Below are 14,893 nucleotides of genomic sequence, written 5' to 3' on the forward strand. Positions count from 1 at the left end.
CCGCCCGCGCCGGACTCACCGGCCGCGCCGGCCGGTCGTCCGGCGCCCGACCTCCTTACGGCCACCGGCATATGCACTGGCCATGAGCCTGCAGCCTTCCCCTCAGGGGCTGTTGACACCAGTGGTGCGTCATGTCGTACTGAGTCGCACCGAAGTCGAACGGAGAGCGCCCGGCGATGGCCCGGCGCGTTCCGTCCGGCCGACCCGCGATCCACGATCCGAGGAGACTCCGTGGCCGAGATCAAGATCCGCGCGCTGGACCGGAGAAGGACCCGGGACGACAGCGGTTCCGGACACTGAGCTATCCCACACCCGCCGACGTCACCCGCACCGCCGAGGCCCTGACCGCCCGGTATCCCGGCCTGTGCCGGCTGAGCACGATCGGCCACTCCCGGCACGGCGTCCCGCTGCGGATGCTGAGCGTCGGAAGAGGGCCACGGCACGCCCTCGTGGTCGCGGGCGCACACCCCAACGAGTACGTCGGCGGAGGCACCCTCCTGGAGCTGGCCCACCGGGCACTGGGCGGCGAACGGCCGGGAACCGTATGGCACTTGGTGCTGTGCCTCGACCCGGACGGGGCACGCCTCAACGAAGGCGGGCACCGGGCCGACACCCTCTTCGGCCACTACCGGTCCTTCTTCCGCCCCACCGCCGACGAACAGCCCGAATGGGCCCCCGCCCTTCCCCGCCCGCGGTTCCTGCCGGAGAGCCGCGCCCTGCTCGACGTCATCCACCGGCTGCGGCCCTACATCCAGATCTCCCTGCACGGCACGGACATCGGCGGCACCTTCGCCCAGCTCACCCGGGACGTCCCCGGCCTCGACCGGACCCTCGCGGCCTCCGCCGAACGGCTCGGCATCCCGGTCGAGCGGGCCCCGCTGGACGCCCTGCACTGGCCCCCGAGCGCTCCCGGCGTCTTCGTCCTGCCGCCGCCCGGAGCACCCGAACGCCCCACCGCCTTCCCGGAGAACGCCCACCGCTCCACCTGGCTCGCCCCGCACGCCCACGGTGGCTTCACCGCGGTGCTGGAGGTGCCGGTCTGGGCCGCCGCCGGATTCGCCGACCTCGCGCCCCATCCCGCTCCGGAACAACGGCTGGGGCACTGGGCGGAGCGGCTGCGGGACTACGCCCACACCGTCCGCGGCCACTACGAACGGGCCCGCCCCCATCTCCCGGCCCCCGGCCCGGACCCCGGCTTCAGCATGCGCAGGGCCGTGGCCGAAACACTGCGTGTGTGCGGCCCGTTGGCCGACAGCTGGGACCCCGCGCACCCGTCGTTCACCCCGCTCCCCGGCCTCACCCGCGCCCGCACGGCCAGCATCGAGGGTTTCGCCCGGCGAACCCCGCTCCGGGCCGCGGCCATGCTGCTGCGCCTGCTGGAGGAGTACGCGCCCGCGCCGGGGACCGCGTCCCAGCGCACCGAGCTGGAAGCCCTCGTCGCGCGCTGGTGCGCCGCCTACGCGGCGAGTTTCACGGCGACCTGGGTACCGGTGGACCGGCAGATAGAACACCAGGTCAACGTCACCACGGCCGCCGTGGAGGCCGCCGAGGGGCACCTCGCCCCGTCCTGACCGCGACGGCACCCGCGCCGGGCCCGGCGAACTCACCGCCGAAGAACCCCCGTTGATCTTCGCCATGCTGCACACTCCTTGCTGCGCAGACGAAGCGGGAGAACCAGGAGGCGTCATGCTTCAGATGAACACGAGCAAAGTGAGCCGCTGGGACCAGCACGGCCGCGAGCACACCGTTCACGTGCAACGGGCGGGCGTCCAGCGCACCATCCGGTGCGAGACGTGCGGCTGGCGCAAGAACACCCAGTTCCTGCCCTGGCTGAAGGCGGAGGAGCACCTGGCCGAGGAGCACCAGGCGACGGTCGACCCCAAAGAGGCCTGAGAGCGGCACCGAAGGGGCGTGAGGGCGACCCCGAAGAGGCCTGGGGGCGGCGCGAAGGGGACGTGAGGCCCGCCATCACTTTGGTCCAGACCTATTGACGAAAGGTCTGGACCGCGCGACTGTCATGCCTACGACACCTCACCGCACCCCCACCGGGAGGCCTCGCATGATCCGTCGGAAACTGCGTCTGCTCGCCGTCGCGCTGGCCGCGGCCGTCCTCACCCCCCTGTCGATCGCGGGCGCCCCCGGCGCCTACGCCGCGGACACCTGCGCGGTGAAGTCCCGTCCCGCCGGAAAGGTCCTCCAGGGCTACTGGGAGAACTGGGACGGTTCGGCCAACGGAGTGCACCCGCCCTTCGGGTGGACGCCGATCACCGACTCCCGTATCGCCGCGCACGGCTACAACGTGATCAACGCGGCGTTCCCCGTCATCCGCTCGGACGGCACCGCGCTGTGGGAGGACGGGATGGACACGGGGGTGAAGGTCGCCACGCCCGCCGAGATGTGCGCGGCCAAGGCGTCGGGGCAGACGGTCCTGCTGTCCATCGGCGGAGCGGCCGCCGGTATCGACCTGAGCTCGACCGCGGTCGCCGACCGTTTCGTCGCGACGATCGTGCCCCTCCTGAAGAAGTACAACTTCGACGGCATCGACATCGACATCGAGACCGGTCTCGTCGGCAGCGGCAGCATCGGGCAGCTCTCCACGTCACAGGCCAACCTGATCCGGATCATCGACGGGGTGCTGTCCCGGATGCCGTCGAACTTCGGGCTGACGATGGCGCCGGAGACCGCCTACGTCACGGGCGGCAGCATCACGTACGGGTCGATCTGGGGCGCCTACCTGCCCATCGTGAAGAAGTACGCGGACAACGGGCGCCTGTGGTGGCTGAACATGCAGTACTACAACGGCAGCATGTACGGCTGCTCCGGTGACTCCTACTCCGCGGGCACCGTGCAGGGCTTCACCGCCCAGACCGACTGTCTCGACAAGGGGCTCGTAGTGCAGGGGACCACCGTCAAGGTCCCCTACGACAAGCAGGTCCCGGGGCTGCCCGCCCAGTCCGGCGCGGGCGGCGGCTACATGACGCCGAGCCTCGTCTCCCAGGCCTGGCGCCACTACGGCACCTCCCTCAAGGGCCTGATGACGTGGTCGGTCAACTGGGACGGCTCGAAGAACTGGACCTTCGGCGACAACGTGAAGGCACTGCAGGGCCGCTGAGGCCCGCCGCGCCGCCGGACGGCATTCCGCCCCCGCCGGCCGCACCGACGCCCGGACACCCCATGGTCCGGGACAACGCGAAGCCCCCGGTTCCCTGCTCGGGAACCGGGGGCTTCGTGAACGCACAGGCAGACGTCAGCAGCCGACGAGGCGGCCGGCCAGGTAGCCCTCGATCTGGTCGAGCGAGACACGCTCCTGCTTCATGGAGTCGCGCTCGCGCACCGTGACGGCGTTGTCGTCCAGGGTGTCGAAGTCGACGGTGACGCAGAACGGGGTGCCGATCTCGTCCTGACGGCGGTAGCGGCGGCCGATGGCGCCGGCGTCGTCGAACTCGATGTTCCAGTTCTGGCGCAGGGCCGCGGCGAGGCCCTTGGCCTTCGGGGACAGCTCCGGGTTGCGGGACAGCGGCAGCACCGCGACCTTCACCGGGGCGAGACGGTGGTCGAGGCGCAGCACCGTGCGCTTCTCCATCTTGCCCTTGGCGTTCGGGGCCTCGTCCTCGATGTAGGCGTCGAGGAGGAACGCGAGCATGGCGCGGCCGACACCGGCGGCGGGCTCGATGACGTACGGGGTCCAGCGCTCTCCGGCTTCCTGGTCGAAGTAGGAGAGGTCCTGGCCGGAGGCCTTGGAGTGCGCGCCGAGGTCGTAGTCGGTGCGGTTGGCGACGCCTTCCAGCTCACCCCACTCGTTGCCGCCGAACTGGAAGCGGTACTCGATGTCGGCGGTGCGCTTGGAGTAGTGGGAGAGCTTCTCCTTCGGGTGGTCGTACCACCGCATGTTCTCCTCGCGCATGCCGAGACCGGTGTACCAGTTCCAGCGCTGCTCCATCCAGTACTCCTGCCACTGCTCGTCCTCGCCCGGCTTGACGAAGAACTCCATCTCCATCTGCTCGAACTCGCGGGTGCGGAAGATGAAGTTGCCGGGCGTGATCTCGTTGCGGAAGGACTTGCCCATCTGGGCGATACCGAACGGCGGCTTCTTGCGCGAGGCGACCTGCACCTGGCCGAAGTTGGTGAAGATGCCCTGGGCGGTCTCGGGGCGCAGGTAGGCGACGGAGCCGCTGTCCTGGGTCGGGCCGAGGTGGGTGGAGAGCAGGCCCGAGAACTGCTTGGGCTCGGTGAAGGTGCCCTTGTTGCCGCAGTGCGGGCAGTTCAGGTCGGCCAGGCCGTTCTCCGGGAGGCGGCCGTGCTTGGCCTCGTAGTGCTCCTCCAGGTGGTCGGCGCGGAACCGCTTGTGGCACGAGGTGCACTCGGTCAGCGGGTCCGTGAAGGTGGCGACGTGACCGGAGGCGACCCACACCTCGGGGGCCAGGATCACGGACGAATCGAGACCGACCACGTCCTCGCGCGACGTGACCATGTAGCGCCACCACTGGCGCTTCAGGTTCTCCTTGAGTTCCACGCCGTGCGGGCCGTAGTCCCAGGCGGCACGCTGTCCGCCGTAGATCTCACTACAGGGGAAAACGAAGCCACGGCGCTTGCTCAGGCTGACGATGGAATCGATCTTGTCGGCGGCCACGGTGCTCTCTTCATTACGAACGGACGGCAGCGAATGCTTCAGGTTACCGGCGCCAGCCACCCCCGCATCAAATCGGTTCCCGCGGTAGGCCGCTTCCTGCCGATTGGATCCGCTTGATACCCGTTGCCGGAGAGCGCGCTGGCACCCCCACGAGGGCTTGTTGACAATCGTTTCCAAATTTGTTGAAAATGACTGTCATGAACGTACGACGACGCCTCATACCGGGGTCCGCTGCCGTTGCGGCCACCGCCCTCGGCCTCGGCGCCCTCACAGCCTGCTCGGGTTCCGCCTCGGCCGACGCCCGCAACGACGGCAGACTCGACGTCGTCGCGTCGTTCTACCCGCTCCAGTACCTCGCCGAGGAGATCGGCGGGTCGCACGTGAGCGTCACGACTCTGACCCGCCCCGGCCAGGAACCCCACGACCTGGAGATCAGCGCCCGGGAGACCGCGCGACTCCAGGACGCCGACGCCGTCCTCTACCTCAAGAACCTCCAGCCGGCCGTCGACGACGCGGTGGCCCAGTCCGGCGTGAAGACCAAGGTCGACGCGGCCTCGCTGACGACGCTGGAGAGGCACGGCAACGAGGTCGGCGGGCACGCCGCCGCCCACGACCACAGCGAGGGCGAGGACACCGGCGCCGCCGACCCGCACGTCTGGCTCGACCCCGTGCGCTTCGGCCAGGTGGCCGAGGGCGTGTCGGCCGCGCTGAAGAAGGCCGACCCGAAGCACGCCGCGGACTACGAGAAGAACACGGCGGCGCTGCGGGCGAAGTTCACCGCGCTGGACGAGGACTTCCGCGACGGGCTCGCGAACACGAGGACCAAGACCTTCATCACCACCCACGCCGCGTTCGGCTACCTCGCCGAGCGCTACGGGCTCACCGAGGAGGCCGTCAACGGCCTCGACCCCGAGTCGGAGCCCAGCGCGAACCGGGTGAAGGCCCTGGAGAACCTGGCGAGGGCCGACGGCGTCACGACGGTGTTCTACGAGACGCTCGTCAGCGACCGGACCGCCGGCACCATCGCCCGGGACGTGGGCCTGCGGACGGACGTCCTCGACCCCCTCGAAGGCATCACCGACAAGTCCAGGGGCAGCGACTACATGCAGGTCATGCGGTCGAACCTGAAGGCCCTCCAGACGGCTCTCGGAACGAAGTGATCACTGTGGAGGACGTCGTGAGCGAGTCCGTCGTAACCCTGCGCGGTGTCCGGGCGGAGCTGGGTTCACGCCCGGTCCTGCGCGGCGTGGACCTGACCGTGCGCCGCGGGGAGGTCGTCGCGCTGCTCGGCGCCAACGGCTCCGGCAAGTCGACCGCCGTGCGCAGCGTCATCGGCCAGGTCGCCGTCAGCGCCGGCGAGATCGAGATCTTCGGCGTTCCGCGCCGCCGCTTCCGCGACTGGCACAAGGTGGGCTACGTCCCGCAGCGGACCACGGCCGCGGGCGGTGTGCCGGCGACGGTCACCGAGATCGTCGCCTCGGGACGGCTGTCCCGCGCCCGCCTCGGCGTCCTGCGCAAGGCCGATCACGCGGCCGTACGACGGGCCCTGGAGCTCGTCGGGATGGCGGACCGCGCCAAGGACTCCGTGAACGCCCTGTCGGGCGGACAGCACCAGCGGGTCCTCATCGCCCGCGCGCTGGCCTCCGAACCCGAACTGCTGATCATGGACGAGCCGATGGCGGGCGTGGACCTCGCCAGCCAGGAGGTGCTGGCCGCGACCCTGCGCGACCAGGTCGCCCAGGGCACGTCCGTGCTGCTCGTCCTGCACGAGCTGGGCCCCCTGGAGCCGCTGATCGACCGCGCCGTCGTCCTGCGGGACGGCTGCGTCCTGCACGACGGCCCGCCACCGCGGGCGGTGGGCCAGCACGCCCTGCCCGGCCACGACCACGTACACCCGCACGCGGCTCATGACGCCGAACCCCACCGGACGGGACTGCTGAGCTGATGGACATCCTCGACTACGCCTTCATGCAGCGGGCACTGCTCGCCGCCGTCCTGGTGGGCGTCATCGCGCCCGCCGTCGGCATCTACCTCGTCCAGCGCCGTCAGGCCCTGATGGGCGACGGCATCGGCCATGTGGCGATGACGGGCGTCGGCCTCGGCTTCCTGCTGTCCACGTCACCGGTGTGGATGGCGACGGCCGTGTCCGTGCTGGGCGCCGTGCTCATGGAGCTGATCCGCTGGTACGGAAAGACGCGCGGGGACATCGCGCTGGCCATGCTCTTCTACGGGGGCATGGCGGGCGGCGTGATGTTCACCAGCCTCGCGGGCGGCTCGACCGCCAACCTGACCTCGTACCTCTTCGGCTCGCTGTCTACGGTGAGCGAGTCCGACGTGACGGCGATCTTCCTGCTGGCCGCCTTCGTCCTGGTGGTCACGCTCGGACTGCGCCGGCAGCTGTTCGCGGTCAGCCAGGACGAGGAGTTCGCGCGGGTGACCGGTCTGCCGGTGCGGGCCCTGAACCTGCTGACGGCCGTCACGGCGGCGGTCACGGTCACCGTCGCGATGCGCGTGGTCGGCCTGCTGCTGGTGAGCGCGCTGATGGTCGTGCCGGTCGCGGCGGCCCAGCAGCTCACCCGGAGCTTCGCGGCGACCTTCGCCGTCGCGGTGGCGATCGGGGTGAGCGTGACGATCGGCGGCACGGTGACGTCGTTCTACCAGGACGTGCCGCCAGGCTCGACGATCGTGCTGCTGACGATCGGCGCGTTCATCGCGCTGACGGCGCTGGCGACACCGCTGGCCCGGCGCCGGGCCCGTGCGCTGGCCGCCGCCCAGGCCGCCGGGGATCCGGCGGAGTGCGCGATTCCGGCCACCCGCGGACCGGAGAGCACCGTCGGCGTCTGACCGGGCACAGCCCGGACTGGCACAATGGCCGGGCAAGTGCAGACGTGAGGAGGCAACGGTGACAACCGCTGGATCGCCCGTCCGGGGCCGCTCCACCCGGCAGCGCGCCGCCGTGGCGGCCGCGCTCGACGAGGTGACCGAGTTCCGCAGCGCGCAGGAGCTCCACGACATGCTCAAGCACAAGGGCGACTCGGTCGGGCTCACCACGGTCTACCGCACGCTCCAGTCCCTCGCCGACGCCGGCGAGGTCGACGTCCTGCGCACCTCGGAGGGCGAGTCCGTCTACCGGCGCTGCTCCACCGGCGAGCACCACCACCACCTCGTCTGCCGCGTCTGCGGCAAGGCCGTGGAGGTGGAGGGCCCCGCGGTGGAGAAGTGGGCCGAGGCCATCGCCGCGGAGCACGGCTACGTGAACGTGGCCCACACGGTGGAGATCTTCGGCACGTGCGCGGAGTGCGCGGCGGCGAAGGGCTGAGCCCCTTCCGGGGCGCGGGCCCTCAGACGCGGCCCCTCAGACGCGGGTCAGGTTGCGGTCGAGGATCGCCCGCAGCCGGTCCACGTCCTCGGGGGTGCGCACGGCGCGCTTGGGCAGCATGGTGAAGCCGACGGCGTTCTTGTCGGGGCTGAGCATGACGAAGACGTCCTTCGTCTCCCGGTAGCGGGGCTGGGCGACCCAGTTGAGCACCGTGGTGGAGTTGTCCGTCGCCACCGTCAGCCCGGCGTCCGTGACACTCACGCGGAACGTGCCCTGTCGCTCCGCGAGCCGGAGGAACTGGCGGGCCATGAGCCAGGGCGACAGCAGGATGAGCGGCACGAAGACGGCGAGCCAGACCCCGAGAAACGGGGACCCTCCGTGTCCGGACACCACCTCCGCGACCTGTACGGCCGCCGCGACGGCCACGCCACCGATCACCCAGTACTGCCTACGGCCGGCCTTGCTGGCCCCTTTGCGCGCCCGCAGCGCCGACGTGAAGTCCGCTACGACCGGCGTGTACTCCAGCTCCACGACGTCCGCCCCGGCCCCCCGCGGCTCTTCCGGCGACTTCTGCTGCAGCGCAGCGCCCTGGTCCTCGACCACGGCCCCTCCCCAGTTCGGTGGTGATGAGCCGTGATCGTAACGCCGGATTCGAACAACCCTGCGGGCGGCGGGTGTTAAGAGCCGTCGCCCCGCATGGCCTGCTCCATCGCGAGCAGTTGCTCGTTCGGGACGGCGCCGCCGAAGCGGCGGTCGCGCTGTGCGTACTCGATGCAGGCCCGCCACAGGTCACGGCGGTCGAAGTCGGGCCACAGCACGTCCTGGAAGACCATCTCGGCGTAGGCGCTCTGCCAGAGCAGGTAGTTGGAGGTGCGCTGCTCGCCGCTCGGGCGCAGGAACAGGTCCACGTCCGGCATGTCCGGGTAGTACATGTACTTCTGGAGGGTCTTCTCGTTGACCTTGGACGGGTCGAGGCGGCCGGCCTTCACGTCCTCGGCCAGCGCCTGCGCCGCGTCGGCGATCTCGGCGCGGCCGCCGTAGTTCATGCAGAAGTACAACGTGAGCGCGTCGTTGTCCTTGGTCTGCTCCTGGGCGATCTGGAGCTCCTTGGCGACCGACTTCCACAGCTTGGGCATGCGGCCCACCCAGCGCACCCGGATGCCGAGGCCGTCGAGGGTGTCGCGGGTCTTGCGGATGAAGTCGCGGTTGAAGTTCATCAGGAAGCGCACCTCGTCGGGCGAGCGCTTCCAGTTCTCGGTGGAGAAGGCGTACAGGGAGATGCTGCCGACGCCGACCTCGACCGCGCCCTGGAGCACGTCGAGGACGCGCTCGGCACCGACCTTGTGCCCCTCGGTGCGGGGCAGCCCGCGCTCCTTGGCCCAGCGGCCGTTCCCGTCCATGACGATCGCGACATGGTTCGGGATGAGCTCGCCGGGGAGTTTGGGCGCGCGGGCACCGGAGGGGTGCGGTTCCGGCGCCTTGTACTCGCGGCGCCGGCTGCCCAGGATCCCGCGTACGACCATGTGCTTCTCGTCTCCCTCTTGCTCGCGTGCGCCGGGCGCTCGTCTCGCTCTGCTTGCTGTCTGTGCTGTTGTGCCGCGCCGGTGCGCTGTCGCCGCCCCGGCCTGCCGGACGGCGCCTACTTCTCCACGTACCGCAGGGAGCGCAGTCCGCGCTCCAGATGCCAGTGGAGATAGGCCGACACCAGCCCGCTGCCCTCCCGGACGTGCCGCGGCTCACACGCGTCCGCGGTCTCCCAGTCTCCCGTGAGCAGCGCGCCGAGAAGTTCGAGGGCCTGAGGCGAGGGTACGACGCTGCCGGGCACCCGGCAGTCGACGCAGACGGTTCCTCCCGCGGCGACCGAGAAGAAGGGGTTCGGTCCCGGCATGCCGCATTTGGCACAGTCGCTGAAGCTGGGCGCGTAGCCGTTGACCGCGAGGGAGCGCAGCAGGAAGGCGTCGAGCACGAGATGCGGCTCGTGCTCACCCCGGGCGAGGGTGCGCAGCCCGCCGACCAGCAGCAGATACTGCTGCACCGCGGGCTCCCCCTCGTGGTCGGTGAACCGCTCGGCGGTCTCCAGCATCGCGGTGCCCGCGGTGTAACGCGGGTAGTCGGTGACGATCCCGCCACCGTACGGAGCGATCGTCTCGCTCTGTGTGCACAGGGGCAGTCCGCGGCCGATGAGTTCACTGCCCCGCGCGAAGAACTGCACGTCCACGTGGGAGAAGGGTTCGAGGCGCGCCCCGAACTTCGACTTGGTCCGCCGGACCCCGCGCGCCACCGCCCGTACGCGGCCGTGACCGCGCGTGAGCAACGTGATGATCCGGTCCGCCTCACCCAGCTTCTGGGTGCGCAGCACGATGCCGTCGTCGCGGAACAGACTCATGCGGCCCATTCTCGCCTACGGTGCACGCGCCCCGGCCCGGATGGGTCGCTTTGCGCCCGGGGCCTTCTCCGGAGCGCCGCCCGGGACACCTCACCGCACCCCGGGAGCGCCCCGGGGACACCCCTGCGCTTCACGGCGCCCCGACCGGTTCACAGCACCTCGCCGCGGCTGCGGGCGTTGACGTACGCCGTCGCCGCGCTGATCCGTTCCGCCGAGGTCGCCTGCCGGACCGCCTCCGGCACGCAGTCCCACTCCCTGCCGCCGCCGAGCGGCCTGAGCTGCACGTACGGCCCCTCGTACCCCATGACCACGCCGACCCTCCCCGTACGGGTGTCGACGGCGCAGGAGCCGGTCGGCGGCTGGACCGCCTTCATCGCAGGGCCGCCGCGAGCCGGGCCGCGACCTCGACGGAGCAGCCGCCCAGGACGATCAGCGGACAGGGTGTGTCGCGCGCCACGCTCGCCGGGTCGACCCGCAGGGACGGCAAGGTGATTCCGGCCCGTGCGAGCGCCGTCCGTAAGTCCAGCACAGTTTCCTCCGCCTCTTCGACGCGGTGCGCCGAGTCCCGCCGACCGTCAGGCGGCGTGTGTACGTGGGTCCGTCCGTGCGTTCGTCCGTGCGTTGGCGCTTGTCCTCGTGCGTGTTCTTCCTTCACCTGTTCCACCGGCCCTTGTCGATTTCACGCTTCGCATCCTCATCGTGACGCTCCGCATCTAAAATCGGCAGGGTCCCGCTCGCTACAAGCACGGTGCAGTGCAAGGGGGTTGGCCCATGGCCAACGGTTCGCGGCAGGCTGCCTGGGAGTTTTTCGGTTCAGAACTGAAACGACGCAGGGAGGGCACGGGTTTCACCCAAGCGGAACTCGGGGCTCGGGTCTTCGTCTCCGGCGGCTATATCGGCCAGTTCGAACAGGCCATCCGCAAGCCTCAGTTGGACGTGGCCCAGCGCATCGACACGCTGTTGCGCAGCGACGGCTTCTTCGAGCGCATGTGGCACAAGCTCATCGACGACAAGCGGTACGCGGGGTATTTCGCGGCCGTGGTCGAACTGGAGCGGACGGCCACGAAGATCGCGGAGTTCGCGCCCGCGCTGGTGCCGGGTCTGTTGCAGACGGCTGGGTATGCGCGGGCCGTGACCCTGGCCGCCAATCCGTTCGCGACGGACGCGTACGTGGAGGAGAAGGTGACCGCCCGGCTCGACCGGGCCCACGTACTGGCCGACGCTACAAGGCCGATGTATTGGGCGGTGCTGCACGAGAACGTGCTGCGCATCCCGGTGGGCGGGGCGGCGACGATGTCCGGGCAGCTCTCCCACCTCGTGGGCGTGGTGCGGGAGCGAACGGCCGTCGTACAGGTGATCTCGTATGCGGCCGGGGCGCACGCGCTCATGACCGGGGATCTCCGGCTCATGGAGTTCGAGGACGCTCCGCCGACCGCCTATACGGAGACGTCCTTTTCGGGAACGCTCGTCGACGATCCGGCTGTGGTGAAGCGCGCACAGCACACCTACGATCTGCTGAGGGCCGTCGCGCTGTCGCCGGAGGCGTCCCTTGCCCTGATCGAGGCGACGGCGGAGGACTTCAGACGATGCGCGCCCACGACCTGAGCAACGCCCGCTGGCGCAAGAGCAGTCACAGCAACGGCGAAGGAGGCAACTGCCTCGAAGTCGCCGACGGAGTCACCGGTGTCGTCCCCGTCCGGGACAGCAAGCTGCCGGACGGCCCCGTGCTGCTGATCGGCGCCGGCGCCTGGGCCGCGTTCGTGGCCTGCGTCGAGGGCTGAGCGAAGGCGCCCCCGACAGGACTCAGAGGGTTCGCGTCGGGCGGTTCACCGAGACCAGTCCCGCCTCGTACGCGATGATCACCAGGTGGACGCGGTCCCGTGCGTTCAGTTTCGAGAGCAGGCGGGTCAGGTACGTCTTCGCCGTGGCCACACTGATGAAGAGCCGCTCGGCTATCTCCGTATTGGACAGCCCGCTGCCGACCAGTGTCAGGACCTCGCGCTCGCGGTCGGTGACGCCCTTCAACTCGGATCGTCCACGGGCGAGTTCCGGGCGGGCGGCGGTGAAGTCCTGGATGAGCCGACGGGTGACGGCGGGGGCGATGAGTGCGTCCCCGGCCGCCACCACGCGGACCGCCGCGATGATGTCGTCCAGGCCCATGTCCTTGACCAGGAAACCGGACGCGCCCGCGCGCAGCGCCCCGTACACGTAATCGTCGTCGTCGAACGTGGTCAGGATGACGATCCTCGATTCACCGTTCGGCCCCGTGGTGTCCGCGGTGATCCGGCGGGTCGCCTCGATGCCGTTCATGCCGGGCATGCGGATGTCCATGACGACTACATCGGGGCGCAGTCGACCGGCGAGCGCCACCGCCTCCTCGCCGTTCTCCGCCTCCCCGACCACCTCGATGTCCTCGATGTCGGCCATGACCATGCGCAGGGCCGTACGGATGAGCTGCTGGTCGTCGGCGAGGACCACACGCACCGTCATCGGGCGCCCGCCTGGCCCGTGGCCGGGAGCGGAAGGCGGGCGCTCACCCGGAATCCGCCCTCGGGCCGCGGGCCCGCGGTGAACTCGCCGTGCATCAGGGCGGCCCGCTCGCGCATGCCGATGAGACCGAACCCCGTGTCCGTGGTGCTGCCCCTGCCCCGGCCGTCGTCGGTGATCTCGACCGCGATCTCTGTGTCCCTGTGGTCGACGGTCACCCGGCACATGGTCGTCGCCGCGTGCCGCAGGACGTTGGTGATGGACTCCTGGACGATCCGGAACGCGGACAGGTCGATGTCCGGCGGGAGTTGACGCCGCTCGCCGGTCCAGCGGATGTCCACGCGAACCCCTGCCGCGGTCGCCGCGGCGGCCAGCCGGTCCAGGTCCGCCAGCCCCTCGGCGGGGCTCAGCGGCACGGCCCGCGCGATGCGGGACCCGTCCTCGCCGGAAGACGGCGGACTTCCCGTCTCTCCGGTGCCGTGTTCGTGGGTCCGGCCCTGCGGGTCCGGTTCGCCGTCGCCACTTGGGCAGTCCGGCGCGTCGGACAGGCCGCCGCGCGCGTCCGGGTACCCCGACGAGCGGGGCCGCTCACCCCCCTCCGTCCCGCCGGCCTGGTCCCCGTGGTCCGCCTCACGCAGTGCGACGAGCATGCGGCGCAGCCCGGCGAGGGTCTCGCGGCCGGCCGTCTCGACCGCTGTCATCGCCTCGCGGGCGGCCTCCGGCTGGGTGTGCACGACCCGGGCCGCCGCCCCGGCCTGGAGGGCGATGATGCCGATGCTGTGGGCGACCATGTCGTGCATCTCGCGGGCGATGCGCAGACGTTCGTCGGTGACGGCCTGGCCCGCCGCCCGGAACCGCAGTTGCTCGGCGTGGACACGGGTGCGGTGGGAGGCGTCGCCGAGCAGCCAGGAGACGACGACGGTCAGCGCCACGGTCAGCTCGACGAGGGTGCCGATACCCCAGCCCTGTAACAGCCGTACCGACAGCCAGGCGACCAGGACGGCGAGCGCCATGGCCAGCCCGGTGACTCCGGTGCGGCGGGGGTGGGTGGCCGCGATGAAGTAGAGGGCGACGTCAACGGCCAGGTATTGGGCGAGCTGGATCGCTCCGACGCCGAGGCTGGTGGTGAGCAGGGCGCCCGCCGCGAGCAGCAGGGTCAGGGCGGTCAGGGGACGGCGCCCGAGCCAGGCGCCGCCGGCCAGGGCCAGGACGCATGCCACGGTGAGGAACAGCAGGCCGTCCCAGCGGTAGAGCTGGGCAGCGGCCAGTTCGTCCGGCCCGCCCTGGCCGGGCAGCCGGATCCGCGCGAGGAAGGTGAACGCGGTACTGGCGCACCAGGCCAGGGCCACCCAGGCGCCGGGCGGGACACGCTTGAGCGGGGGAAGCGACGGCGTGACATGCATGCGCCCGATCGTAGGCAGGCGGTGCGGCGCGGACATCGGACCGGGGACGTACAACCGAGGTCGACAACGCTCCGGCTCACTCCACGTCGTCCTGCCTCCCCCGCCCCCTGGGCCCGGGGCCGGGACGGCCGTCCGGATCAGTCCCGGGCGCCGAAGCGGCCTACGTACGCGCGCTGCCACGGAGTCTCCACCGCGTGCCGGTCGTAGTGCCCGCGCACGTACGCCACCGCCTCGCGGGGCGGTACGCCGTCGAGGACCGCGACGCAGGCCAGGGCCGTGCCGGTGCGGCCCCGGCCGCCGAAGCAGGCGATCTCGACGCGTTCGCCGGCGGACCGCCGCCAGGCCTCCGCGAGCACCTCGCGGGCCTCCGCCCGGTCGGCGGGCAGCCGGAAGTCCGGCCAGCGCAGCCAGTGCGCCTCCCAGGGGACCGGGGGCGGCTCCTTGCCGAGCAGATACACGGCGTACGCCGGCTCGGGGCCTCCGTCGGCCGGAAGCGGCCGGCGCAGCGCCCGGCCCCGGATCAGCCGTCCGGAGGGCAGCGACAGCACCCCGGCGCCGTCCGGGTCCCAGGTACCGCCGTCGGCGCCGGTGCCTGCTCGCGCGCCGGGTTCGGGGGCGGCTTCGGTTTCGGGTTCGGTTTCGGCCACGGGACCAGCGTAAGACGGTGC

General features: G+C 71.0%; 18 protein-coding genes. 9 read left to right on the top strand and 9 right to left on the bottom strand.

What is annotated here, in order from left to right; translation table 11 throughout:
• Nucleotides 1-176 precede the first annotated feature (176 nt).
• The 3 genes from OG485_RS15745 (at nt 177) to OG485_RS15755 (ending at nt 3,112) form a co-directional block, all read left to right on the top strand.
• Nucleotides 177-1,571, top strand: a complete 1,395-nt coding sequence (locus OG485_RS15745) for a M14 family zinc carboxypeptidase (RefSeq protein ID WP_328668931.1) — start codon at nt 177-179, stop codon at nt 1,569-1,571.
• Between the two features lie 115 nt (nt 1,572-1,686).
• Entirely contained in the window at nt 1,687-1,893 is a 207-nt protein-coding gene (locus OG485_RS15750; protein WP_328668932.1) for a hypothetical protein, read from the top strand.
• Nucleotides 1,894-2,059: 166 nt separating this feature from the next.
• Nucleotides 2,060-3,112 carry a chitinase gene (locus OG485_RS15755; RefSeq protein WP_328668933.1) on the top strand — a complete coding sequence of 351 codons (1,053 nt, stop codon included), beginning with the start codon at nt 2,060-2,062 and terminating at the stop codon, nt 3,110-3,112.
• A gap of 135 nt (nt 3,113-3,247) precedes the next feature.
• On the opposite strand, the gene OG485_RS15760 is transcribed toward OG485_RS15755, so the two are convergent.
• Nucleotides 3,248-4,630 carry a glycine--tRNA ligase gene (locus tag OG485_RS15760; protein ID WP_328668934.1) on the bottom strand — a complete coding sequence of 461 codons (1,383 nt, stop codon included), beginning with the start codon at nt 4,628-4,630 and terminating at the stop codon, nt 3,248-3,250.
• Between the two features lie 197 nt (nt 4,631-4,827).
• Between OG485_RS15760 and OG485_RS15765 the strand changes: the two genes are divergently transcribed.
• Genes OG485_RS15765 through OG485_RS15780 form a run of 4 tightly spaced genes read left to right on the top strand, consistent with a single transcriptional unit; the run spans nt 4,828 to nt 7,949 of the window.
• A complete protein-coding gene (locus OG485_RS15765) occupies nt 4,828-5,790 on the top strand; it encodes a metal ABC transporter substrate-binding protein (RefSeq protein ID WP_328668935.1) in 963 nt (320 codons plus the stop codon).
• Nucleotides 5,790-6,575: a metal ABC transporter ATP-binding protein gene (locus tag OG485_RS15770; protein WP_328674480.1), complete on the top strand. Its 786-nt coding sequence runs from the start codon at nt 5,790-5,792 to the stop codon at nt 6,573-6,575. Before OG485_RS15765 ends, OG485_RS15770 begins: the two co-directional genes overlap by 1 nt.
• The gene (locus OG485_RS15775; protein ID WP_328668936.1) at nt 6,575-7,474 is read left to right on the top strand and encodes a metal ABC transporter permease; all 900 of its coding nucleotides are present in this window, start codon (nt 6,575-6,577) and stop codon (nt 7,472-7,474) included. Before OG485_RS15770 ends, OG485_RS15775 begins: the two co-directional genes overlap by 1 nt.
• A 58-nt stretch (nt 7,475-7,532) precedes the next feature.
• On the top strand, nt 7,533-7,949 hold the full coding sequence (locus OG485_RS15780) for a Fur family transcriptional regulator (protein WP_326787939.1): 417 nt from the start codon (nt 7,533-7,535) through the stop codon (nt 7,947-7,949).
• 36 nt (nt 7,950-7,985) lie between these two features.
• Here OG485_RS15780 and OG485_RS15785 read toward each other — a convergent pair whose 3' ends face one another.
• The 5 genes from OG485_RS15785 to OG485_RS15805 all read right to left on the bottom strand — a co-directional run bounded on the left by OG485_RS15785 (nt 7,986) and on the right by OG485_RS15805 (nt 10,864).
• Nucleotides 7,986-8,552 (bottom strand): YcxB family protein, encoded by a 567-nt coding sequence (locus tag OG485_RS15785; RefSeq protein WP_328668937.1) that lies wholly within the window; start codon nt 8,550-8,552, stop codon nt 7,986-7,988.
• Nucleotides 8,553-8,626: 74 nt separating this feature from the next.
• Nucleotides 8,627-9,472, bottom strand: coding sequence for an isoprenyl transferase (locus OG485_RS15790; RefSeq protein WP_328452698.1), 846 nt, complete (start codon nt 9,470-9,472; stop codon nt 8,627-8,629).
• A gap of 116 nt (nt 9,473-9,588) precedes the next feature.
• Nucleotides 9,589-10,335, bottom strand: a complete 747-nt coding sequence (recO, locus tag OG485_RS15795) for a DNA repair protein RecO (protein ID WP_328668938.1) — start codon at nt 10,333-10,335, stop codon at nt 9,589-9,591.
• Between the two features lie 149 nt (nt 10,336-10,484).
• On the bottom strand, nt 10,485-10,709 hold the full coding sequence (locus OG485_RS15800) for a hypothetical protein (protein ID WP_328668939.1): 225 nt from the start codon (nt 10,707-10,709) through the stop codon (nt 10,485-10,487).
• Nucleotides 10,706-10,864, bottom strand: coding sequence for a hypothetical protein (locus OG485_RS15805; RefSeq protein WP_328668940.1), 159 nt, complete (start codon nt 10,862-10,864; stop codon nt 10,706-10,708). Before OG485_RS15805 ends, OG485_RS15800 begins: the two co-directional genes overlap by 4 nt.
• A gap of 242 nt (nt 10,865-11,106) precedes the next feature.
• On the opposite strand from OG485_RS15805, the gene OG485_RS15810 reads away from it, so the two are divergent.
• Nucleotides 11,107-11,940, top strand: coding sequence for a helix-turn-helix domain-containing protein (locus OG485_RS15810; RefSeq protein WP_328668941.1), 834 nt, complete (start codon nt 11,107-11,109; stop codon nt 11,938-11,940).
• Nucleotides 11,922-12,116, top strand: a complete 195-nt coding sequence (locus tag OG485_RS15815) for a DUF397 domain-containing protein (RefSeq protein ID WP_328668942.1) — start codon at nt 11,922-11,924, stop codon at nt 12,114-12,116. Before OG485_RS15810 ends, OG485_RS15815 begins: the two co-directional genes overlap by 19 nt.
• A gap of 22 nt (nt 12,117-12,138) precedes the next feature.
• On the opposite strand, the gene OG485_RS15820 is transcribed toward OG485_RS15815, so the two are convergent.
• From OG485_RS15820 to OG485_RS15830, 3 genes are all read right to left on the bottom strand, one after another.
• Nucleotides 12,139-12,825 (bottom strand): response regulator transcription factor, encoded by a 687-nt coding sequence (locus OG485_RS15820; RefSeq protein WP_328668943.1) that lies wholly within the window; start codon nt 12,823-12,825, stop codon nt 12,139-12,141.
• Nucleotides 12,822-14,225: a sensor histidine kinase gene (locus OG485_RS15825; RefSeq protein ID WP_328668944.1), complete on the bottom strand. Its 1,404-nt coding sequence runs from the start codon at nt 14,223-14,225 to the stop codon at nt 12,822-12,824. Before OG485_RS15825 ends, OG485_RS15820 begins: the two co-directional genes overlap by 4 nt.
• Nucleotides 14,226-14,362: 137 nt before the next feature.
• Nucleotides 14,363-14,773, bottom strand: a complete 411-nt coding sequence (locus tag OG485_RS15830; RefSeq protein WP_328674482.1) for a protein-tyrosine phosphatase family protein — start codon at nt 14,771-14,773, stop codon at nt 14,363-14,365.
• Nucleotides 14,774-14,893: the final 120 nt, after the last annotated feature.

Source organism: Streptomyces sp. NBC_00328 (assembly GCF_036139655.1).
GTDB lineage: Bacteria > Actinomycetota > Actinomycetes > Streptomycetales > Streptomycetaceae > Streptomyces.